The organism is Providencia sp. (genome assembly GCF_052096715.1).
Taxonomy (GTDB): Bacteria; Pseudomonadota; Gammaproteobacteria; order Enterobacterales; family Enterobacteriaceae; genus Providencia.
In genome coordinates this window covers 37918-60553 of the sequence record NZ_JBQDNB010000016.1, presented here as the reverse complement: position 1 = coordinate 60553, position 22636 = coordinate 37918, and the positions used below count along the sequence as shown (strand labels likewise).

Sequence of the window (22636 nt, the reverse complement as noted above, 5' to 3'; positions counted from 1 at the left end):
AAGTGATAATAAAAAACGGGAACTATTAAGCTCCCGTTATTAATTACACTAAGTAATGAATTACATGTGTTTAATCATTGCATCGCCGAATTCGCTACATTTCAGTAGTTTAGCGCCTTCTAGTTGACGCTCGAAATCGTAAGTTACAGTCTTAGCCGCGATTGCGCCTTCCATACCTTTAACGATTAAGTCAGCTGCTTCAACCCAGCCCATGTGACGTAGCATCATTTCTGCAGATAGAATAATTGAACCAGGATTCACTTTATCCTGACCCGCATATTTTGGTGCAGTACCGTGGGTTGCTTCAAACAATGCACATTCAGAACCGATGTTAGCACCCGGTGCGATACCAATACCGCCGACTTGTGCTGCTAATGCGTCAGAAATATAGTCACCGTTTAAGTTCATACAAGCGATAACATCATATTCAGCTGGACGCAGCAAAATTTGCTGTAAGAATGCATCAGCAATCACATCTTTAACAATGATATCTTTGCCAGTTTTAGGGTTTTTAATTTTAAGCCATGGGCCGCCATCAATTAATTCGCCACCAAACTCTTCTTGTGCTAATTGATAACCCCAATCTTTAAATGCACCTTCAGTGAATTTCATAATGTTACCTTTATGAACTAATGTCACTGAATCACGGTCGTTATCAATTGCATATTCAATTGCAGCGCGAACTAAACGTTTGGTTCCTTCTTCAGAACAAGGCTTAATACCGATACCACAATCTTGTGGGAAACGGATTTTTGTTACACCCATTTCATTTTGAAGGAATTTAATGACTTTATCAGCTTCAGCAGAACCTGCTTTCCACTCAATACCTGCATAAATATCTTCAGAGTTTTCACGGAAGATAACCATGTCAGTCAGCTCAGGTTGTTTTACTGGGCTTGGTGTGCCCGCATAATAACGAACTGGGCGTAAACAAATATACAGATCAAGTTGCTGACGTAGCGCAACATTCAAAGAACGAATACCACCACCAACTGGAGTTGTCAAAGGGCCTTTGATTGATACACGGTAATCACGGATTAAATCGAGGGTTTCTTGCGGTAACCAAACATCTTTACCATATAACTGAGTAGATTTTTCACCGGTGTAGATTTCCATCCAAGAAATTTTGCGTTCACCGTTGTATGCTTTCTTCACTGCCGCATCAACCACTTTTAGCATGGCAGGTGTCACATCAACACCAATACCATCACCTTCAATGTAAGGAATAATCGGGTTGTTCGGAACGTTTAGTTTGCCTTTTGCATCAATGGTGATTTTAGCGCCTTCTGCCGGAACTACTACTTTGCTTTCCATTAACCTCTCCTTTCAATTGCGTATTTAGCTTGTTAATTTTTTGTAAGAGACCTGTCAATATTACTTCAATCTGCATCGAACGCCAATGATTACTCGCCTAAGCTTCAATACAGATCGCATTTAACGTATCTATTAGTTATTACAATATAAAGTTAATATCCATGCAATTACTTTTAAATCAAACAATTAATTCTAAAATTATAATTTTCAATCTAATTTTTAGGTTAAAAAACAGACAATTACTATAATGAATTAAACAAATAATAAGATCAAAAAACCATATTCGTATAATTTTCATACTAGCAAAATAGTTTGCCTTAAAAATACGTATTGCTCACATAATTAATAAGCACATAATTATTTATACATTTATTATTAATATAAAAATTTGATTTTATTGTACTAAATGGTTTTAATGAACTTAATTATTTTCAATCAAATATCAATTTGAATTAACATTTATAAAGCGACTAAATACAAACAATCAAATCCAATAAATCATTTTAAAATAAGTTACCCATGAATAAAACCTCTCATTTAATTAAACAACATAAATTTAAATTTGCTCAACACCTTTTCTTTTCTAAAAATATTTCATCAAATTGACTGATTAACGAAAAGCTTTCATTCTTACCCAACATGTTATTTTTTATTATGAGTTTTGGTAATTTAAATAAATTTACATTGCCACTGAGTGATACACTTGAATAGTTTTGGTCAGAAAAATTATCCCCTAGCTGCCAACTTACCTATAATAACTTGATTCAATGATCTCAAACCAACCTGCTAAATTTAGGCTTGTTGCTATTGAGGTAATGGAAGCAACAGGCAACGTAATATTTTCATTTTTAAATAGTTTAACTAAATCTTCACCTCTGCATTAGAGTTTTGCGGTGAGTTACATTTAAGTCGTGAATCTGGTCACGCAATTGGAAGTGAGCAGGATTTAATTGATACTATTGATTTTTCTGAAAATGAATATCTATTTTGTGTCGACCTAATTCAACATGGTTTTCAATCATTCTATCAGCCAACTAGGTGATTTTAATTAATTCCATTCATCACTTATACCTACTTATATACCTACTTTTTTTTGAATTTAACTAAGCATAATAACAATATTATTATCTCTACACATTACTATGCTTTGACAAGTAAATCACATAAACTAAGATCAATTGAGTAATTTTTTAATAGACAAAGAAAAACAAAAAGTTACTCACTATTTTATGTGGATAATTAACTGATTATGACAAAGCCAAACATTAAACGAACAACCAATAACAAACTGACACCAAAATCTCATGCGGATCGCACTCGACGAGCAACTCACTCCCCCTCTAAACCACCTATTGTGCGTAAAGTCATCCTATTTAATAAACCTTATGATGTGCTACCACAATTTACCGATGAGCAAGGTCGAGATACTTTAAAGAATTATATTCCAATAAGCGATGTTTATGCAGCAGGCCGCCTCGATAGGGACAGTGAAGGATTATTAATTTTAACCAATGACGGTAAATTACAAGCTCGCTTAACTCAACCTCAGAAAAAAACGGGCAAAATATACTATGCTCAAGTAGAAGGGATACCCGATACGGCGGCTCTTGCTAAATTTCGTCAGGGATTAACATTAAATGATGGTTTGACGTTACCCGCAAATATCGAGCTTGTTGAACAACCTGATTGGGTTAAACCAAGGAATCCACCAATTAGAGAACGTAAAAATATCCCGACAAGCTGGCTTAGAATCACATTATATGAAGGCAGAAATCGACAAGTTCGCCGAATGACTGCCAATATTGGCTTTCCTACCCTAAGATTGATTCGCTATCAAATTGGTGAATTCAAATTAGAAAACTTAGCCATCGGTGAATGGATGGAGGTAAAAATTGTCTAGCCCAAAATTTAGACCCAATATTACGGTAGCGACTATCGTACATGCCCAAAACAAATTTTTAGTAGTTGAAGAGTGGGTTAATGGTAAACCTACGTGGAACCAACCTGCCGGGCATTTAGAAGCAGATGAAACATTATTGCAGGCAGCCGAACGCGAACTTTTAGAAGAAACAGGTATCAGCGCTACACCGCAAAAATTAATTAAAATTCATCAATGGATAGCGCCTGATAACACCCCTTTTATTCGTTTTTTATTTGAACTCGAACTACCAAATACCTGTGAAACACATCCACAAGATAGCGACATTAGCTGTTGCCACTGGGTCAGCGCACAACAAATTATTGAAAGTAATTGTTTACGATCTCCATTAGTTGCACAAAGTATCCTTTGCTTTCAAGAAAATACCACCTATCCCCTTGATATTCTGTCTGCTTATGGTGATCACTTTGGGTAATCAACTCGATTTGGCTTATTTTGATCTAATAAAAAACGATTAATAGAGCCGCGTCAGTCTTTACTCTGTTTTTCTTGCGCCAAGAATATTGCCGCTAACTCTGGTGCAACAAGGGTACAACATGCTAAAGTATGGGGCTTGATTTTTCCGCATTGAGACTATTTATAATGTCAGATAACAGTACCATGTCAGATAACAGCCAAAAGAAAGTCATCGTCGGTATGTCCGGTGGTGTTGACTCCTCCGTTTCAGCCTACTTGCTCCAGCAGCAAGGATATCAGGTTGTTGGTCTGTTTATGAAAAACTGGGAAGAAGATGACGATAAAGAATATTGCTCAGCGGCAACTGATCTTGCTGATGCGCAGTCTGTTTGTGACAAATTAGGCATCGAACTCCATACAATTAACTTCGCCGCTGAATATTGGGACAATGTTTTCGAACATTTTTTATCTGAATATAAAGCGGGTCGTACACCAAATCCAGATATTCTGTGCAACAAAGAAATTAAATTCAAAGCCTTCCTTGAGTTTGCAGCCGAAGATCTCGGTGCAGATTTTATTGCGACGGGTCACTATGTACGCCGTCGTGATCTTGATGGTAAAAGCCAGCTACTACGCGGCTTAGACACCAATAAAGATCAAAGTTACTTTCTATATACCTTAAGCCATGAGCAAGTCGCTAAAAGCCTATTTCCTGTTGGTGAACTTGAAAAACCTGAAGTTCGTCGTATCGCGGAAGAAATTGGCTTAATCACCGCGAAGAAAAAAGATTCAACGGGTATTTGTTTTATCGGTGAACGCAAATTTCGTGACTTCTTAGGTCGCTATTTACCTGCGCAACCTGGCCCAATTATTACCGTCGACGGTAAAACTATTGGTCAGCATGAAGGTTTGATGTACCACACCTTAGGGCAGCGTAAAGGTCTTGGTATTGGCGGCACCAAAGAAGGCTCAGAAGATCCTTGGTATGTTGTTGATAAAGATGTTGAAAATAATCATCTTATCGTTGCTCAAGGGCATGAACACCCTCGCCTGATGTCTGTTGGCTTAATTGCTCAACAACTACATTGGGTTGATAGAGAAACCATGACGCAACCGCTACGCTGTGTGGTGAAAACTCGTTATCGTCAATCTGATATTCCTTGTACTATTACACCGCTGAGTGAAGATAGAATTGAAGTCGCATTCGACTACCCAGTTGCTGCTGTAACGCCAGGGCAATCTGCAGTATTTTATCTAGATGAAGTTTGCCTCGGTGGCGGTATTATTGAAGCCCGTATTCAGGAGTAACTGTGGCTAAAAATTATTACGATATCACGCTTGCTTTGGCAGGTATCTGCCAAGCAAGTCATATAGTTCAAAAACTGGCTCATGAAGGTGTTTCTAATGAGCAAGACCTTGAAACTATGATCAAAAGCCTGACGAATATGAATCCATCATCTACATTAGATGTTTTCGGTAACGATCCTGCAAATTTAAAAACAGGCCTTAGTACAATGCTTGGCATGCTAACAGGCGGCAACAGTGGTTTATCCGCTGAAATGACACGCTATATGCTTAGTATGATGGTTCTTGAGCGCCGCCTTAATAAAAATCAAGACGCCATGAACCAACTAGGTCAACGTATAGAACAATTTGAACGTCAAGCAAGCTATTTTGAACCGATGTCTGAAGGTGTTTTTAATGCTCTTGCGGGTATTTATGTGGATGTTGTCAGCCCTCAAGGACCACGTATTCAAGTTACAGGTTCTCCAGACATTCTCAAAAATACGTTGGTTCAAGCAAAAGTTAGAGCCACTTTACTGGCAGGTATCCGTTGTGCGGTGCTTTGGCAGCAAGTCGGCGGCAGCCGTATTCAATTAATGTTTTCCCGAAGCCGTCTGTCTAATCAGGCGAAAGATATTTTGTCTCACCTTTAATCTGGAGTTGCTACCAATGGAATTATCCTCACTGACCGCTGTATCGCCGATTGATGGCCGTTATGGTGATAAAGTCAGCGCTTTACGCACTATTTTTAGTGAGTTTGGCTTACTGAAATTTCGCGTTCAAGTTGAAGTTCGCTGGCTGCAAAAACTGGCGGCAACCGCTCAAATCAATGAAGTTCCTTCATTTGATGCTGACGCAAACGCTTACCTAGATGAAATTGTTGCAAACTTCTGCGAAAAAGATGCAATGCGTATCAAAGAAATTGAGCGCACCACTAACCATGATGTTAAAGCAGTTGAATATTTCCTAAAAGAAAAAGTCGCTAACATTCCAGCTCTACATGCTGTTTCAGAATTTATTCACTTTGCTTGTACTTCTGAAGATATTAATAATTTGTCTCACGCGCTGATGCTTCAAACTGCACGTAAAGATGTTTTATTGCCACAATGGCGTCAAATTATTGATAAAGTTAAAGCAATGGCTCACGAATATCGTGACTTACCGTTGTTATCACGTACTCATGGTCAGCCAGCAACACCATCGACTATTGGTAAAGAATTTGCAAACGTTGCATACCGCTTAGAGCGCCAGTATCGTCAACTCACACAAGTTGAAATCCTCGGTAAAATCAATGGTGCAGTGGGTAACTATAATGCTCACATCGTGGCTTATCCTGAAGTTAATTGGCACGAATTTAGTGAAACCTTCGTGACTTCACTCGGTATTCAGTGGAACCCATACACCACTCAAATAGAACCGCATGATTACATCGCTGAGCTATTTGATTGTGTCTCACGATTTAACACTATTGTGCTGGATTTTGACCGTGATATCTGGGGCTACGTCGCACTAAATCACTTCAAACAAAGAACCATTGCGGGTGAAATTGGCTCATCCACCATGCCACACAAAGTGAACCCTATTGATTTTGAAAATTCAGAAGGCAATTTAGGTTTAGCAAATGCGGTACTTGGCCATTTATCAAGCAAATTACCTGTTTCTCGTTGGCAACGTGACCTAACAGACTCAACAGTACTGCGTAACTTAGGTGTTGGCCTCGGCTATTCACTTATTGCTTATCAATCCACAATGAAAGGATTGAATAAACTGGAAGTTAATGAACAACATCTGCTTGATGAGTTAGACCAAAACTGGGAAGTATTAGCTGAACCAATTCAAACCGTAATGCGTCGCTATGGCATTGAAAAACCATACGAAAAACTTAAAGAGTTAACGCGTGGAAAACGTGTTACCGCAGAAGGGATGAAACAATTCATTGATAGCTTAGCACTACCTGAAAGCGAAAAAGCACGTTTGAAAGAAATGACACCAGCTAATTATATTGGTTACGCTGTCACTTTTGTTAACGATTTAAAATAACTCGTTAAATTTAATAAAGGCGAACATTTCACTCTGAATTGTTCGCCTTTATATCCTTCTCAGTGTCATTCTTGATATTTCGACGCTTAACTCCCCCATTAATTTTACTTATCCCATACAAATAAACCCCCTACCTCAGATAAGATCAAATAACACTTTGATAATTGACTAAATCGCAATAAATTGATCATTTGGAGTATATTTTTGGTTTGTTTGACTTATATTTACTTAATGACTTGTCGTCAGTGATTTCTCTTTTTAACATAGTGATAATATAACCGACAGGTTAACTCTCTTTTTTTAATATGAGGCTTTCAGATGCGTATTCTCATCGTCGAAGATAATGCTTTACTTCGCCATCACTTAACCGTTCAACTCAAAGACCTTGGACACCAAGTTGATTCAGCGGAAGATGCAAAAGAAGCAGACTACTTTTTAAATGAAAGCTGCCCTGATATTGCGGTAGTTGATCTTGGCTTGCCAGATGAAGATGGTCTATCCATGATCAAACGCTGGCGTAGTATGCATGTGACTATTCCCATTCTCGTCCTGACAGCCCGAGAAAGCTGGCAAGAAAAAGTGCAAGCATTGAATAGCGGGGCTGATGACTATGTAACTAAACCTTTCCAATTAGAAGAACTCGTTGCTCGTATGCAAGCGTTGATGCGCAGGAATAGTGGACTTGCCTCGCAAATACTTGAGCTAGACCATTTTGTTATCGATTTATCACGTAAAGAATTTACGGTTGCAGGTGAGCCCGTCAAACTAACAGCCTTTGAATATACCATCATCGAAACACTGCTGCGTAATAATGGTAAAGTGGTGAGCAAAGACTCATTAATGCGCCAGCTCTATCCAGATGCAGAATTAAGAGAAAGTCATACCATTGATGTTTTAATGGGTCGGCTACGCAAAAAAATACAACAATTTCATAGTAATGATGTAATTGTTACCGTTCGTGGCCAAGGTTATCGCTTCGACGTGAATGGTTAATATGTCATTAAGAAAATTTAAAATTAAGCCACTATCATTACGGGCGCGCTTTTTATGCGCGACCTCTGCGGTTATTCTCGCACTAACATTGTCCTATGGTATTGTTGCCATACTGGGTTATCTGATTAGCTTTGATAAGACGACCTACACCCTGCTGCGCAGCCAAAGCAATCTAATTTATAGCCTTGCACAGTGGCAAAATAATAAAATTGATATCCGTGTTCCCCCTAATTTTACGTTAAATAATCCAACTTTGGTCATTATCTATGATGACCATGGTCAAGTTCTTTGGCGTCAACGCGATGTTCCCAATGTTGAGCAACTCATTCATCAAGATTGGCTAAGAAAAGAGGGATTATACGAAATTGACACCGATATTAAAGAAACGCGTCAACTGCTATATAACAATCCTGAATATAATACCAAGCTTAACGACATGAATAATGACGATGAGCCTCTCACCCACTCCGTTTCTGTCAACCAATACAGTGAAAGCGAGCATCTTCCACCTCTCACTATTGTTGTAGTCGATACACTTCCTCAAGATTTACAAAAAACAGGTTTAGTTTGGGAATGGTTTGGCTATGTGTTACTCGCCAACTTAATTTTAGTGATACCACTATTATGGCTTGCTGCCTACTGGAGCTTACGCCCTATAAAATCATTGGTGTCGCAGATTAGCGGCCTCGAAAAAGGTGAACGAGAAACATTAGATGAAAATCCACCCGCAGAGTTAAGAGGGCTTGTCCGCAATCTCAATATTTTGCTCACCAATGAGCGCAAGCGTTATAGTAAATATCGTACAACACTTTCTGATTTAACGCATAGCTTAAAAACACCCTTGGCCGTTATACAATCCACACTTAGATTATTGCGCTCAGGTAAACAAATGAATATCGAGCAAGCAGAACCTATCATGTTGGAGCAAATTGGACGTATTTCACAACAAGTCGGTTATTATTTGCACCGTGCATCAATGCAAGGTGACGAAAACCTGATATTACGTGAAATCTCATCAGTTCCTTCCATTATTGATAGTTTAGCGAGCGCACTTCATAAGGTCTATCTGCACAAAGGCGTATCTATTACTGTCGATATCTCACCTGAAATCACATGGTTAGGACAACCTAATGACTTTATGGAAGTGATGGGTAATGTGATGGAAAATGCCTGTAAATACTGTTTTGAATTTGTTGAGGTAACAGCTGCTGTAGGACAAGACAGTTTAACCATCACCGTTGATGATGATGGCCCTGGCGTACCTGAAAACAAACGAAATGTCATTTTTATTCGAGGACAGCGTGCGGACACCTTGCGTCCTGGGCAAGGTCTTGGCTTATCTATTGCTGTTGATATTATTGACCAATATGATGGCGAAATCTCAATTATTGATAGCCCACTTGGTGGAGCCCGCGTTATCGTCACTTTTAGGCAACAGATGGTCATTGAAGATAGCTAATCTGTGATGTGAAGCTATTTAGACCCTGTATTGCAGGCCATTTCAGGTATACTATTTACGACATGTTTTCTAATAGGGACAATAAGATGGATTATAAACTGAATCTTGACTGGCAGAGTTTTCTTGACAGTCATTGGCAGAAACGACCGCTGCTTATTAAACAGGGTTTTACGCGTTTTATTGATCCTATCTCGCCTGATGAACTTGCGGGATTAGCGATGGAAAATGAGGTTGATAGCCGTCTAGTCAGCCACAAAGAAGGAAATTGGCAAGTGGGTCATGGCCCATTTGAAAGCTATGAACACTTAGGTGAAGAAAATTGGTCACTACTCGTTCAAGCCGTTGATCATTGGCATCACCCAAGCTCGGCGCTAATGAAACCATTCAGAGTATTATCTGACTGGCGCATGGACGACTTAATGATTTCTTATTCAGTACCTGGGGGTGGCGTAGGCCCACACCTTGACCAATACGATGTGTTTATTATTCAAGGTGAAGGTCGTAGACAATGGCGCGTTGGGGAAAAAATCCCAATGAAACAGCACAGCCCTCACCCTGACCTACTCCAAGTCCATCCATTTGATGCGATTATTGATGAAGAGATGGAACCTGGAGATATTCTCTATATTCCACCTGGATTCCCACATGAAGGTTATGCCATCGAGCCTTCCCTAAACTACTCTGTAGGCTTTCGCGCGCCAAATACCCGTGAACTGATTAGTAGCTTTGCCGACCATTTGATTTCGAATGATCTTGGGAGTTATCGCTATAGCGATCCTGATTTATCATTTCGTGATAATCCCGCCGAAGTTTTGCAAGGTGAGCAAATTAAGCTACGTGAAATGATGGTCTCTCTGATTAATGACCCTGAATTATTCCGCAAGTGGTTAGGTGAGTACATTTCTCAATCTCGCCATGAATTAGATGTTGCACCACCAGAGCCGCCATATACGCAAGAAGAAATTTATGACTTGTTGAAAACTCAAGATGAAACTTTGTACAAACTCAACGGGTTAAGAGCTCTACGTGTTGGCGACCAATTTTTTGTCAATGGCGAATGTTTAGAGACTCAGTGTTATGAAGCAGCAGATAGCCTATGCCGATTTGATTCGGTAAATAGTAAGACGCTCGGCGATGCAATTGATGATGTGAATTTTATCCCATTAATTACTGCACTGGTAAATAATGGATACTGGTATTTTGACGACTGACATTAATAATCGCATTCAATAATTAATCTTAATAGACCTTTATTAATAAAAAAAACGCCCTATACATTGAACTGTGTAGGGCGTTTTACTGTAGTCAGATAAATATAATTTGATTACGATTGATTATTGCTTGCGTGTATTGCAGTCAACTCAGCGATACGCATGATGACACTAACCGCTTGCTCCATCCCTTCTTGAGTTATAAATTCATGTTTACTATGAAAATTATATCCACCAGTGAAGATGTTCGGGCACGGTAGGCCGCGATGAGATAATTGCGCACCATCAGTACCACCACGAATAGGTTGGATGATAGGTTTAATATCACAATCAATCATGGCTTGTTTTGCTAGCTCTACAACATGCGGGAATTTCATTACTTCTTTATGCATGTTGTAATAAGTATCATCTAAAGTGAGCTCGATATAACAGCTAGGATGTAGCCCTTCTCCGACTTTTTCAGCAATCCGAATGACATTTTTCTTTCTTGCTTCAAAGCCATTAAGGTCAAAATCTCGAATAATGTAATTTAACTCTGCTTTTTCAACCGTACCTTTAATCGAGGTCAAATGATAAAATCCTTCATAACCCTCAGTATTTTCAGGCGTTTCATCAGCAGGTAACATTGAATGAATGCGATTAGCTAAAGTTAATGCATTGACCATAACCCCTTTAGCCATACCTGGATGGGTATTATTACCCACAATTTTAATGGAGACATTGGCCGCATTAAAATTTTCATACTCAAGCTCGCCGACACCGCCACCATCAACGGTATAAGCCCAAAGCGCATCGAACTCTTTAAAATCAATATGACGAGCCCCACGCCCTATCTCTTCATCAGGTGTGATAGCAATACAAATTTTTCCATGTGGCGTATTATTTGCTTTCAAGCGCACTAGCGCAGTGATTATCTCGGCAATGCCCGCTTTATCATCAGCACCAAGTAACGTTTTACCGTCAGTCATGATAAGTGTCTTACCTATCATTTGATGCAATATAGGGAACATCACGGGGGATAAAACTTCATCGCCAATCCCTAATGCAATATCACCACCACGATAATTTTCTAGCACTTGTGGACAAACATTTTTGCCCGAAAAGTCAGGCGCCGTGTCCAGATGAGAAATAAATCCAATAGTTGGCACATCCCAATCAACGTTTGATGGCAAATAGGCCGTCAAGCAACCTTGATCAGTCAATGTCACTTTTTCAAATCCTAACTCATTCAGTTCTTTATGCAACGCACGGGCAAATTTTAGTTGGCCACTGCTACTAGGTACTGTTTTTGCATTCAGTTTTGATTGTGTATCAAAAGCAGTATATTCAAAAAACCGCTCCAAGAGTTTGTCCATACTCCATCCCCCTTAATATTAATATTCATATTATGGGAAAGATCACACAAACAATTATTGTTTCAAATCAGCTTTGAGGTTAATGCAGGTGATTTTTTAAATAAAAATTGAATAGTTAATTCGTTAACTACTCTCTATTTACTCAAAATAGCATCTTATTGACTATCAACTACCTAATAATTAGGATATCAATAATAATTTAGTATTATTGTAACTATACCTCATGGTTTAATATAGAAACAATAATCTTAAGTTAAATATTATGAAGTCAAGTTAATTTTAATGCTAACACTTTAAAAATAAATGCTTTATTTCAGTAAGTCGAATTATTTTTGAGACGATAGTATTAATTTAACATTATTAATTTATATGCACATTTAACCAAACATCTACCCATTCATTCATGCTATACACTAATACTTAATATTGTAACGCTATTATCCCTTATAAAAATAAGGTGTATTTACACTTAATTTTACAGGTAATCAAATGTCAAAAACATTTTTAATTTATGGTGTGAGTAAAGGTTTAGGCAAAGCACTTATTGAAGGAATACCCTCCGAAAAAGATTTTATTTATGGGGTCTCACGTTCTGTGCCACCGTTTAAAGCAGATAATTTTCATTGGATCCAAGCCGACCTTAATCAAATAAACTGCGCACAAATGATTAAAAACAAAGTGGGTGAACGCCCTATAAATACGCTTATTTATAACGTCGGTATCTGGGAAAAATTAGCATTTACTGAAGAATATACATTTGAATCCTCTGATGATCTCGAATTACTCAATATCATTCAAACAAATATTAGTGCATGTCTATTAAATTTAAAAAGCCTGTTAGCAAACCTAAGATTAGCCGATAACAGCAAAATAATACTTATTGGCTCCACATGGGGGCTGGATAATCATAAGAGCAAAGAAGTGACTTTTTCTGCAACTAAATATGCTCTGCGAGGTATTGTTCAATCCCTAAGGGAAACATTACGAGAGGATAAAATTGGTATATCTATTCTTAACTTAGGTTACTTAGCGACAGAATATCCATTATCGATGCCTGTAAACGAAGTTATTGAACACAGTGAAGGCAAGTTGATCCCCCTGCAAGATGTTATTAATGCTGTTCGCTTTATTTTAAGTACCAGCAATGCGACCTGTGTAAAAGAAATCACCATGCCAGCGATGATGGATGAGAACGTTTAAAATAGAATCAGATTGAATACTTTGTTTCTAAAATCGCTAAAAGGGAGTCTAATGCTCCCTTTTCAGCTGTTTCGATGACTCTAACTATCAAAAATTAGATTTTGTTCGCTGAATTAAGCTCAGTAACTAGCTTATTAATGTACTCAACAACCACCTTACTCGCTAATCCATAGTGTTTTTCTTCAAACTCACTTTCTACTTGGCTAGGTTCCAAATTAAGCTCAACAGTATGGGCACCGTGTAATTTTGCTTCATGTACAAAACCTGCCGCAGGGTAAACATGCCCTGATGTACCAATAGAAATGAAAATTGTTGCATCTTCAAGCGCTTGATAAATACGTTCCATACCCAATGGCATTTCACCGAACCACACAATATGCGGGCGCAAAGGCTGAGGAAATTGGCAACAATGGCAGCGTTCATCAACAGCTAAATCGCCCTTCCAATCGAGAACCTGATTTGACCAACTGCAACGTACTTTAAGCAGTTCACCATGCATATGAACAATTCGTTTACTACCTGCTCTTTCATGCAAGTTATCAATATTTTGTGTGATAAGTAAAAATCTATCACCTAATAGTTCTTCTAATTGTGCCAATGCAAAATGTGCAGCATTTGGCTTTATATCATCGCTTTGTAGCTGCCGACGGCGCTCATTATAAAAGCGTTGAACTAATTTAGGATCACGCGCAAAGCCTTCTGGCGTAGCCACATCCTCAACACGATGCTCTTCCCACAATCCATCGGCAGAACGAAAGGTTTGAATTCCAGACTCGGCAGATATACCTGCTCCAGTTAATACAACAATGTTCACTTTTTTCATATCAGCTAGTCTACTATCAATATAAAAAGCCCGATTACGAAGTCGCTGGCGGCGCACACACTTATTTTTTTTAACTTTTTTTAATCTATAACGGTATCGCAACATCAGAAAACATCCTTTCATCCATGCGTTTTAGCAACAAGTCTTGGCGACAGTTTACTGTAAAAATAATTTTTACTAAGAATGACTTATAATATCACTTCTACATGATGTAAATGTTAACACACTCAAACACATCACCATCATGAATACAGACAAAACAATGCTAAATTCATTAAATGACTGACGGTTAAAAAGGATAGTTACGTCAGCTTAACACCCTAAATCATAATATTAACAAAAAAACCTTTATCCACATGCCCCCAAACCGCTAAAATGTGACATACAGTTTTATCTGTTATCATTTTTATCACTTAAAAGGGTTTTCATGGAAAAGTTCTTCGAAAAAACAATGTATGCATCACGTTGGATCCTCGCCCCTATCTATTTTGGGCTTTCACTTACATTGCTTACGTTAACAATTAAATTCTTCCAAGAACTATTTCATATTTTACCTAATATCCTCGCCATTCCAGAAGCTGACCTCATCCTCACGTTATTATCATTGATTGATATGGCATTAGTCGGTGGCTTATTAGTCATGGTCATGTTTTCAGGTTACGAAAACTTTGTTTCTCAACTTAGTATCCCTGATAGTAGTGATAAACTAGGTTGGATTGGCAAAATGGATGCAACTTCATTAAAAAATAAAGTTGCGGCTTCGATTGTTGCCATTTCCTCGATTCATCTACTAAAAATCTTTATGAACCTACAAAATATAGAAAATACCAAATTGATGTGGTACGTCATTATCCACCTCACCTTTGTTCTTTCAGCTTTTGTTATGGGTTATTTAGACAAAATGACCAAAAAAGAAGCCTATTAATACGGTGCTATTTTACTCTTAATATTTAGAAAATCAGACTCATCTTCCAATTTTAAAGCGCCTATTTATCATTCAGTTCAAATAGGTGCTTTACCTAAAAATAGCCTCACCTTTACAACCAAACACTTAGTAACCTGTGCTACCATCCCGTTAATTAAAACAAACAGTAATGACAAGACAGGTAAATCTCATGAGCGAACATTTTGTCGGAAAATATGAAGCTGAAATTAAATTCAAACTACCTGATCCTCAAGCATTTTTACAAAAAATAATTAACGATAAAGCTCAGGTTTTTACCTCAGATAATATAGAAACAGACTATTTTTTCGACAATGAAAATACATCACTTGCCGATAAAAATATCAGTATGTCAGTCAGAGAAATGACCCCATCGGGGATCAAATTATGGATTGTTAAGGGTCCTAGTGCTACTGAATGTAAAGCCATTAATATAGATGACTGCCAACATGTCAAAAATATGCTGCAAACATTAGGTTACCAATGCAATTTAACTTTAACGAAAATACGCAGTATTTATTTTCTCAACGACGTTCATATCACAATAGACAATCTTGCTGATTTCGGTTGGTTCGCTGAGTTCGCAATTATGACCGATAACATAATGCGACTTAATGAGTTTAATCAACGCCTTATGACTCTAGCAATCCATTATGGGTTTACGGAAGAATTAATTGAGAAACGAAGCTATAAGCAGTTATTTTTAGAGAAAATAAGCAAAGGGATCACAACTAAATAGATTGGGCTAGTTACCGAATGAATAGCTCACTCAAAATAACTAACCCAATAGGATAGAGCAGAAAAATTATTGTTCACTACGATTAATAGCGACTATTGCCCACTTAGAATACGCGCAGGATCTAACTTACTTGCTCTGCGAGCAGGATACCAACTCGCTAATAAACTCAGGACAATCGTTGTTATTAGCACATAAATAACATCCATAAAGTGCAACTCTGATGGTAAGAAATCAATAAAATATACATCACCAGATAAAATAGGATGCCCAATCAATAATTCTAATCCTTTGATCATCGTGGTTAAATTAAGCGAAATAAGCACGCCAAATATCACGCCAATTAAGGAACCAATTAGTCCACTTAATAAGCCATACCATAAGAAAATAGCGCGAATTTGTCGGTCTTTGGCTCCTAAAGTACGAAATACTGCGATATCACTGCTTTTATCTTTAACCGCCATCACTAACGTCGAAACGATATTAAAGCATGCTACGCCAATAACTAAAATCATCGCTAGATACATGATACTTCGTACCATTTGAATATCGTTGTACATATAGCCATAGTCACCAATCCAACTTTTAACCATGACATGATGCATTGTCCTTAACCCTGCATCATAGACAACTTTATCAGCGATAAATGGGTCATCCGCTTTAATTTCAAATCCACTAATTCCATTGTCATAACCAAGATATTCTTGAGCATCCGCAAGAGGAATTAGGGCCAACTGGTGGTCAAGTAATCCACTCAAACGAAAAATACCAGATACCTGAACTCGAATGCGTTTTGGCTGCTGAATTTTTAAGCTAGTATCCGTATTTGGGATCATGATAGTCACCCAATCACCTACTTTTACATTCAGTGAATTAGCAACCCCTTGGCCTAAAATAATCGATTGTTTACCTGCTTCAAAATGCTGCCATGCATCATTAAGAATGAATTGAGGTAAAGCGCTAACTTCCGATTGGCTTTCTTTTGAAACACCCATCACTTGAATCGCTTTTAGATTTGCACCACGCTCAAGTAAACCGGTAAAATTCACATAGGGGCTAACGCCCTGTACGCCTGGCGTTTTACGAATAATATCCTCAGTGAATTTCCAATCATTATAAGGCGGTTTAACAGCATAGATTTGTCCATGGGGTACCACTGAAAGCACACGATTATTTAGCTCGCGCTCAAAACCATTCATGGCACTTAAACCAATAATCAATACCGCAACACCCAATACGATGCCAAGCGTTGACACAATAGAAACCAAAGACACCATGCCTGTTCGGCGGCGTCCTCGACTAAAGCGTAATGCCGCTAATAGCGTCAGAGGCATTTTAAGCATCAGTTAGCCCCCAAGCTCAAGCTGAGTTCCTGCTGTAAATGTCCATCACGCATTTCTAATTGACGTGATAAACGATGCGCAAGTTTCATATCATGAGTAACAACTAAAAATGCAGTTCGTTGCTTACGATTAAGCTCACCTAGCAATTCAAAAATTGCATCTGCATTACGTAAGTCCAGATTCCCTGTCGGTTCATCAGCGAGTACCAAAGCAGGGTCATTCACTAATGCTCGCGCTATTGCCACTCGTTGGCGTTCACCACCAGAAAGTTCTGATGGACGATGCCCCGCACGGTGAGCCAACCCTACGGCCGTAAGCATTTCTGTCGCTTTAGCAAAAGCTTGTGTTTTCGATACACCACCAATTAATAAGGGCATCGCAACATTTTCTAAGGCGGTGAAATCAGGTAATAAATGATGAAATTGATAAATAAAACCTAATTCTTTATTACGGATTTCAGCTCTTGAATCAGAAGACAACTGGTTAATGTGTTGCCCTTTAAAAATAACATTACCTTGAGAAGGCGTATCTAGCCCACCTAATAGGTGTAATAATGTACTTTTGCCAGAGCCTGAGCTGCCGACAATTGCCATCATTTCTCCCTCATTCATTGAAAAATTAACGTTTTTCAACACTTCTGTCGTCATTGGCCCTTCTTGATAAACCTTACTTAAATTTTCACAGACAAGAAGTGGTTGATTATTCATAACGTAAAGCCTCAGCAGGTTGCACCGCTGCCGCACGCCAAGAAGGGTATAGCGTAGCAAGCAACGAAATAAACATAGCGGAAAGTGCAATAATTAAAATACCGGGGTAATCAAGTACAATGGGTAATGCCACCCCTTTAGGTAACAAACCAATTAACGGCATCAATACATTCAATTGGCTCGAAAGCAATATACCCAAGAACGTGCCGATTAAAGTACCAATAATACCGGCCCCTGCACCTTGGATCATGAATATCGCCAATATACGACCACGCTTTAATCCTAATGTTTTAAGGATCGCCACCTCTCCTTGCTTTTCCATAACAAGCAGAGAAAGTGATGTAATGATATTAAATGCTGCAACCGCAATAATCAGGCTGAGCAATAACCCCATCATATTTTTTTCCATTTTAACAGCTTGAAAAAACTCACCTTTGCGTTCACGCCAATCCGTCCAGACAAGCCCGTCAGGTAAAATTTGCTTACTCAAAATATCTACTTTGAGAGGCTCATCCAAAAATAATCGCCACCCTGTCACATGGCCAATAGGGTAACGTAAAATTCTAGCGGCATCTGACTGCGCAACAATTAATTCGCTCGTATCAGCTTCACCATTAGTTTGAAAAATACCCGCGACGGTAAATAGTCGCTGACTCGGAATGCGCCCCATCGGTGTTAATTGGCTCACTCCAGGTATGATTAAACGCACATCATCGCCACGCTTAAGCCCTAAGGTTTCCGCTAATCGACTCCCTAAAAAAACATTGTAACTTCCCTCGACAAGTTCTTTACGGTCGCCGCTAATCAGCTTGTCCAATAACGGAGATGGCTCGTTAACATTAACCCCTGTCATCATACCGACACCAACGTTGGTACGGCTTTGTAAGACCACATCCGATTGCACTGTAGGAGTAATGTAGTTCACCCCCTGCAAGTGCTGTAGGTCAGAAAGAGGATGTGCTTTTGGGTCAATATTTCCAGTTGCTGATGTCAATATAGCCTGCGGCATGTATGCAAGTATGCTATCTTGTAGCGATCGCTCGAAGCCGTTCATTACTGAAGTTACTGTAATTAATGCCGTAACCCCAAGTGTGATACCTATTGCCGATAAACTGGAAACAAAACGACCAAATTTATCAGCAGCTCGTCCGCGCATATAGCGCAGACCTATGAATATTGAGACAGATTGGTGCATGAAATCTTTGATGCCCCTGTTGCCAAAGCGAAGTGTTCAGCGATAATAAAGGGTACGATAGATGAATGGAACCACCCAACCCTGCTTTTGTGGTTTTTTTTATTATTGATATACCTATTTGCGTTACTTTCAGACAAATCATGGAGTAAAGCGGACTAATTTATTGATAATTTTTTATCGATAACTGAACTGCAAGTTTAGCTAGTCGCTTAATTTTTTAACTAATAGCTGTGAGAAGCCGAATATTTTTATGTCGTTAAAAACTCGTTATGAACTGCCTAGCCGTAGTGGCGATGTTCGCCATTTAGGATGCCTAATAGGTGCAGCTGGTGCCCTTGAATGTGCACAGATGATGGAACGTCATCAAGGCCCTGTCGTTATTGTCACTCGCGATATGCAAAATGCATTACGCTTGAGAGATGAAATGCAACAGTTTTCTCATCATCCAATCGAAACACTCTCGGATTGGGAAACCTTGCCTTACGATAATTTTTCGCCTCATCAAGAAATTATCTCTCATCGCTTATCGACACTTTATCATTTGCCAACAATGCAAAAAGGCGCATTAATCTTACCGGTTAATACCTTAATGCAGAAAGTGTGTCCATCGAGTTTTTTAACCAGTCATGCACTCGTAATGGCAAAAGGCGATAAACTTTCGCGCGAAAACTTGACAATAGAGCTCGATAAAGCAGGCTATCGCCATGTCGAACAAGTTTTAGAACATGGTGAATACGCCATAAGAGGCGCTTTACTCGATTTATTCCCGATGGGAAGTTCATTACCATTTCGTCTTGATTTCTTTGATGACGAAATTGATAGTTTACGTACTTTTGATGTGGATTCTCAACGAACCCTTGACGAAGTGACGAGCATTAATTTATTACCGGCTCATGAATTCCCTACAGACAAAGAGGCAATTGAACGCTTTCGTAGTCAATGGCGCGAACGCTTTGAAGTTCGTCGAGATCCTGAACATATTTATCAACAAGTCAGTAAAAACACACTACCAACAGGCATTGAATATTGGCAACCGCTCTTTTTCCCCGAGCCACTAAGTTCGCTTTTTGATTATTTTCCCGATAACACCTTATTTGTCTCACAAAGTTTGCAAGAAGCCGCAGAACGTTTTCAATCTGATACCCAACAGCGTTTTGAAAGTCGTAGCGTTGACCCGATGCGTCCGTTGCTACCACCCGCAGATTTATGGTTGACCGTTGAACAACTTAATCAATCATTAAAAAAATGGCCTCGAGTTCAACTATCAGCAGAAAAACTAGCAGATAAAGCCGCCAATACTAATTTAGATTATCTACCATTGCCGGATATCAGTACCCAAGGGCAAAGTAAAACCCCGTTAGAGAAACTGCGCCAATTTATAGAACAATTTGATGGTACTGTTGTTTTTTCAGTAGAAAGCGAAGGCCGCCGTGAAACTGTTACAGAATTATTAGCACGCTTGAAAATTCGCCCTGAAATTATTGATGACTATACGCATCAAACCACGAGCCGTTTTGCAATAACGCTAGGTGCAGCAGAGCATGGATTTATTCAATCTAGCCTACACAGGGCACTGATTTGTGAAAGTGATTTGCTCGGCGAGCGAGTTGTTCGCCGTCGTGCTGATAACCGCCGCACCATTAATACAGACACATTAATCCGTAATCTTGCTGAATTGCGCCCAGGGCAACCTGTTGTTCATATTGAGCATGGTGTAGGCCGCTATCAAGGGTTAACCACACTTGAAGCTGGCGGTATAACAGCCGAATACCTCATACTGACTTATGCAGGCTCAGATAAACTGTATGTTCCCGTATCATCATTACATTTAATTAGCCGCTACTCAGGCGGAGCGGATGAAAATGCCCCATTACATAAATTGGGGAGCGATAGTTGGGGCAAAGCGCGCCAAAAAGCCGCTGAAAAAGTACGCGATGTAGCCGCTGAGTTGCTGGATATTTATGCTCAGCGTGCAGCAAAAGCTGGATTTGCTTTCAAACATGACAAACAGCAATATCAAGAGTTTTGCCAAGGTTTTCCTTTTGAAACAACGCCTGACCAAGAAATGGCAATCAATGCTGTTTTAAGTGATATGTGCCAACCTTTAGCCATGGATAGATTAGTTTGTGGTGATGTCGGCTTTGGTAAAACTGAAGTTGCTATGCGAGCAGCATTTCTTGCGATCAACAATAATAAACAAGTTGCTGTATTAGTGCCGACTACCCTACTTGCTCAGCAACATTTTGATAATTTCAGAGATAGATTTGCAAATTGGCCGGTTAAGATTGAAATGCTGTCGCGCTTCAAAACAGCAAAAGAACAACAACAAATTATTGCTGAAACCGCTGAAGGTAAAGTTGATATCTTAATTGGTACTCACAAACTGCTTCAGCCAGATATCATCTGGAAAGATTTAGGTCTGTTGGTCGTGGATGAAGAACATCGTTTTGGTGTCCGTCATAAAGAACGCATTAAGGCCATGCGAGCAGACGTCGATATTTTAACCCTAACAGCCACGCCAATTCCCCGTACACTAAATATGGCAATGAGTGGTATGCGTGATTTATCTATCATTGCAACACCACCAGCGCGTCGTTTAGCGGTTAAAACCTTTGTTCGCCAATATGACGACTTAATCGTACGTGAGGCAATATTACGTGAAACCTTGCGCGGCGGGCAGGTCTACTATTTATATAACGACGTAGAAAATATAGAGAAAACGAAAGAGCGTCTTGAGAAATTAGTCCCTGAAGCCCGCTTTGTTGTGGGCCATGGACAAATGCGAGAGCGTGAATTAGAACGGGTAATGACCGATTTTCACCATCAACGTTTTAATGTCCTTATTTGTACCACTATCATTGAAACGGGCATCGACATCCCAACAGCCAATACAATTGTGATTGAACGTTCAGATCGTTTCGGTTTAGCACAATTACACCAGCTACGAGGTCGTGTTGGTCGCTCCCATCATCAAGCTTATGCTTATTTACTGACGCCACACCCGAAAGCGATGGCGGCTGATGCCCATAAACGCCTTGAGGCTATTTCGTCATTAGAAGATCTAGGCGCAGGTTTTGCACTTGCAACCCATGACTTAGAAATTCGAGGAGCAGGTGAATTACTGGGTGATGACCAAAGCGGACAAATGACAACCATAGGCTTTACGCTATATATGGAATTACTAGAAAGCGCCGTAGATGCATTGAAAGAAGGTCGTGAACCTTCCCTTGAAGATTTAACGAATCAACAAACAGAAGTTGAATTAAGAATGCCAGTCTTGTTGCCTGATGATTACATTCATGATGTAAATATCAGACTTTCTTTCTATAAACGCATTGCTAGCGCCAAAGACTCACTCGAGCTGAATGAGTTACGTACTGAACTAATTGACCGTTTTGGTAAAATACCAGATGCAGGTAAATTCTTGCTCGCTAACGCTGCGATACGACTACAAGCACAAGCTCTTGGTGTGAAACGAATTGAAGCCCATGAAAAAGGTGGATTTATTGAGTTTGGTGAGAAAAATAAAGTCGACCCAAGCTTTTTAATCAGCTTATTACAAGGACAACCACAAACCTATCGTTTAGATGGCCCTGTACGATTGAAATTCTTCAATGACCTGAGTGATCGGGTCGGTAGAATCGAATTTATTAAGCAGCTACTGACAGATTTTGAAGAGCATCAATTATCATAGATAA

The 22636-nt window shown here is 39.2% G+C and carries 18 protein-coding genes; 12 read left to right on the top strand and 6 right to left on the bottom strand.

The window, feature by feature from the left end; genetic code table 11:
* Nucleotides 1-60: 60 nt before the first annotated feature.
* Nucleotides 61-1314 carry an NADP-dependent isocitrate dehydrogenase gene (icd, locus tag ACTH6U_RS13240; protein WP_294105615.1) on the bottom strand — a complete coding sequence of 418 codons (1254 nt, stop codon included), beginning with the start codon at nucleotides 1312-1314 and terminating at the stop codon, nucleotides 61-63.
* Between the two features lie 1249 nt (nucleotides 1315-2563).
* Between icd and rluE the strand changes: the two genes are divergently transcribed.
* The 8 genes from rluE (at nucleotide 2564) to ACTH6U_RS13200 (ending at nucleotide 10636) form a co-directional block, all read left to right on the top strand.
* Complete coding sequence (gene rluE / locus ACTH6U_RS13235) at nucleotides 2564-3214, top strand: 23S rRNA pseudouridine(2457) synthase RluE (protein WP_294105612.1); 651 nt, start codon at nucleotides 2564-2566, stop codon at nucleotides 3212-3214.
* The gene (locus ACTH6U_RS13230; RefSeq protein ID WP_294105611.1) at nucleotides 3207-3668 is read left to right on the top strand and encodes an NUDIX domain-containing protein; all 462 of its coding nucleotides are present in this window, start codon (nucleotides 3207-3209) and stop codon (nucleotides 3666-3668) included. The genes rluE and ACTH6U_RS13230 overlap by 8 nt, the downstream gene beginning before the upstream one ends.
* A 185-nt stretch (nucleotides 3669-3853) precedes the next feature.
* The gene (mnmA, locus tag ACTH6U_RS13225; RefSeq protein WP_441832426.1) at nucleotides 3854-4957 is read left to right on the top strand and encodes a tRNA 2-thiouridine(34) synthase MnmA; all 1104 of its coding nucleotides are present in this window, start codon (nucleotides 3854-3856) and stop codon (nucleotides 4955-4957) included.
* Nucleotides 4958-4959: 2 nt separating this feature from the next.
* Nucleotides 4960-5586 carry a high frequency lysogenization protein HflD gene (hflD, locus tag ACTH6U_RS13220; RefSeq protein ID WP_294105610.1) on the top strand — a complete coding sequence of 209 codons (627 nt, stop codon included), beginning with the start codon at nucleotides 4960-4962 and terminating at the stop codon, nucleotides 5584-5586.
* A 16-nt stretch (nucleotides 5587-5602) separates the two neighbouring features.
* Complete coding sequence (purB, locus tag ACTH6U_RS13215; RefSeq protein ID WP_294105608.1) at nucleotides 5603-6973, top strand: adenylosuccinate lyase; 1371 nt, start codon at nucleotides 5603-5605, stop codon at nucleotides 6971-6973.
* A gap of 318 nt (nucleotides 6974-7291) precedes the next feature.
* Nucleotides 7292-7966 (top strand): two-component system response regulator PhoP, encoded by a 675-nt coding sequence (gene phoP, locus ACTH6U_RS13210; RefSeq protein WP_294105607.1) that lies wholly within the window; start codon nucleotides 7292-7294, stop codon nucleotides 7964-7966.
* Between the two features lies 1 nt (nucleotide 7967).
* Nucleotides 7968-9425 (top strand): two-component system sensor histidine kinase PhoQ, encoded by a 1458-nt coding sequence (gene phoQ, locus ACTH6U_RS13205; RefSeq protein WP_441832389.1) that lies wholly within the window; start codon nucleotides 7968-7970, stop codon nucleotides 9423-9425.
* Between the two features lie 86 nt (nucleotides 9426-9511).
* Nucleotides 9512-10636: a ribosomal protein uL16 3-hydroxylase gene (locus ACTH6U_RS13200; RefSeq protein WP_294105604.1), complete on the top strand. Its 1125-nt coding sequence runs from the start codon at nucleotides 9512-9514 to the stop codon at nucleotides 10634-10636.
* Between the two features lie 113 nt (nucleotides 10637-10749).
* Here the strand turns inward: ACTH6U_RS13200 and pepT are convergent, their stop codons facing one another.
* A complete protein-coding gene (gene pepT, locus ACTH6U_RS13195; RefSeq protein WP_294105598.1) occupies nucleotides 10750-11991 on the bottom strand; it encodes a peptidase T in 1242 nt (413 codons plus the stop codon).
* A 489-nt stretch (nucleotides 11992-12480) separates the two neighbouring features.
* On the opposite strand from pepT, the gene ACTH6U_RS13190 reads away from it, so the two are divergent.
* On the top strand, nucleotides 12481-13191 hold the full coding sequence (locus ACTH6U_RS13190) for an SDR family NAD(P)-dependent oxidoreductase (RefSeq protein ID WP_434719111.1): 711 nt from the start codon (nucleotides 12481-12483) through the stop codon (nucleotides 13189-13191).
* Between the two features lie 94 nt (nucleotides 13192-13285).
* On the opposite strand, the gene cobB is transcribed toward ACTH6U_RS13190, so the two are convergent.
* Entirely contained in the window at nucleotides 13286-14116 is an 831-nt protein-coding gene (gene cobB, locus ACTH6U_RS13185; RefSeq protein WP_294106183.1) for a Sir2 family NAD+-dependent deacetylase, read from the bottom strand.
* A 325-nt stretch (nucleotides 14117-14441) separates the two neighbouring features.
* On the opposite strand from cobB, the gene ACTH6U_RS13180 reads away from it, so the two are divergent.
* Both ACTH6U_RS13180 and cyaB read left to right on the top strand, forming a co-directional pair.
* Nucleotides 14442-14939, top strand: coding sequence for a TIGR00645 family protein (locus tag ACTH6U_RS13180; RefSeq protein ID WP_294105593.1), 498 nt, complete (start codon nucleotides 14442-14444; stop codon nucleotides 14937-14939).
* A 190-nt stretch (nucleotides 14940-15129) separates the two neighbouring features.
* Nucleotides 15130-15696, top strand: a complete 567-nt coding sequence (gene cyaB / locus ACTH6U_RS13175; RefSeq protein WP_441832388.1) for a class IV adenylate cyclase — start codon at nucleotides 15130-15132, stop codon at nucleotides 15694-15696.
* A 92-nt stretch (nucleotides 15697-15788) separates the two neighbouring features.
* Here the strand turns inward: cyaB and lolE are convergent, their stop codons facing one another.
* From lolE to lolC, 3 genes are read right to left on the bottom strand one after another with little or no spacing between them, the layout of a single operon-like run.
* A complete protein-coding gene (gene lolE, locus ACTH6U_RS13170; RefSeq protein ID WP_294105589.1) occupies nucleotides 15789-17036 on the bottom strand; it encodes a lipoprotein-releasing ABC transporter permease subunit LolE in 1248 nt (415 codons plus the stop codon).
* Nucleotides 17036-17743: a lipoprotein-releasing ABC transporter ATP-binding protein LolD gene (gene lolD, locus ACTH6U_RS13165; protein ID WP_441832387.1), complete on the bottom strand. Its 708-nt coding sequence runs from the start codon at nucleotides 17741-17743 to the stop codon at nucleotides 17036-17038. The genes lolE and lolD overlap by 1 nt, the downstream gene beginning before the upstream one ends.
* Entirely contained in the window at nucleotides 17736-18938 is a 1203-nt protein-coding gene (gene lolC, locus ACTH6U_RS13160) for a lipoprotein-releasing ABC transporter permease subunit LolC (protein ID WP_294105584.1), read from the bottom strand. Before lolC ends, lolD begins: the two co-directional genes overlap by 8 nt.
* A gap of 250 nt (nucleotides 18939-19188) precedes the next feature.
* Between lolC and mfd the strand changes: the two genes are divergently transcribed.
* Entirely contained in the window at nucleotides 19189-22632 is a 3444-nt protein-coding gene (mfd, locus tag ACTH6U_RS13155) for a transcription-repair coupling factor (protein WP_294105581.1), read from the top strand.
* The last annotated feature ends 4 nt before the right edge of the window (nucleotides 22633-22636 follow it).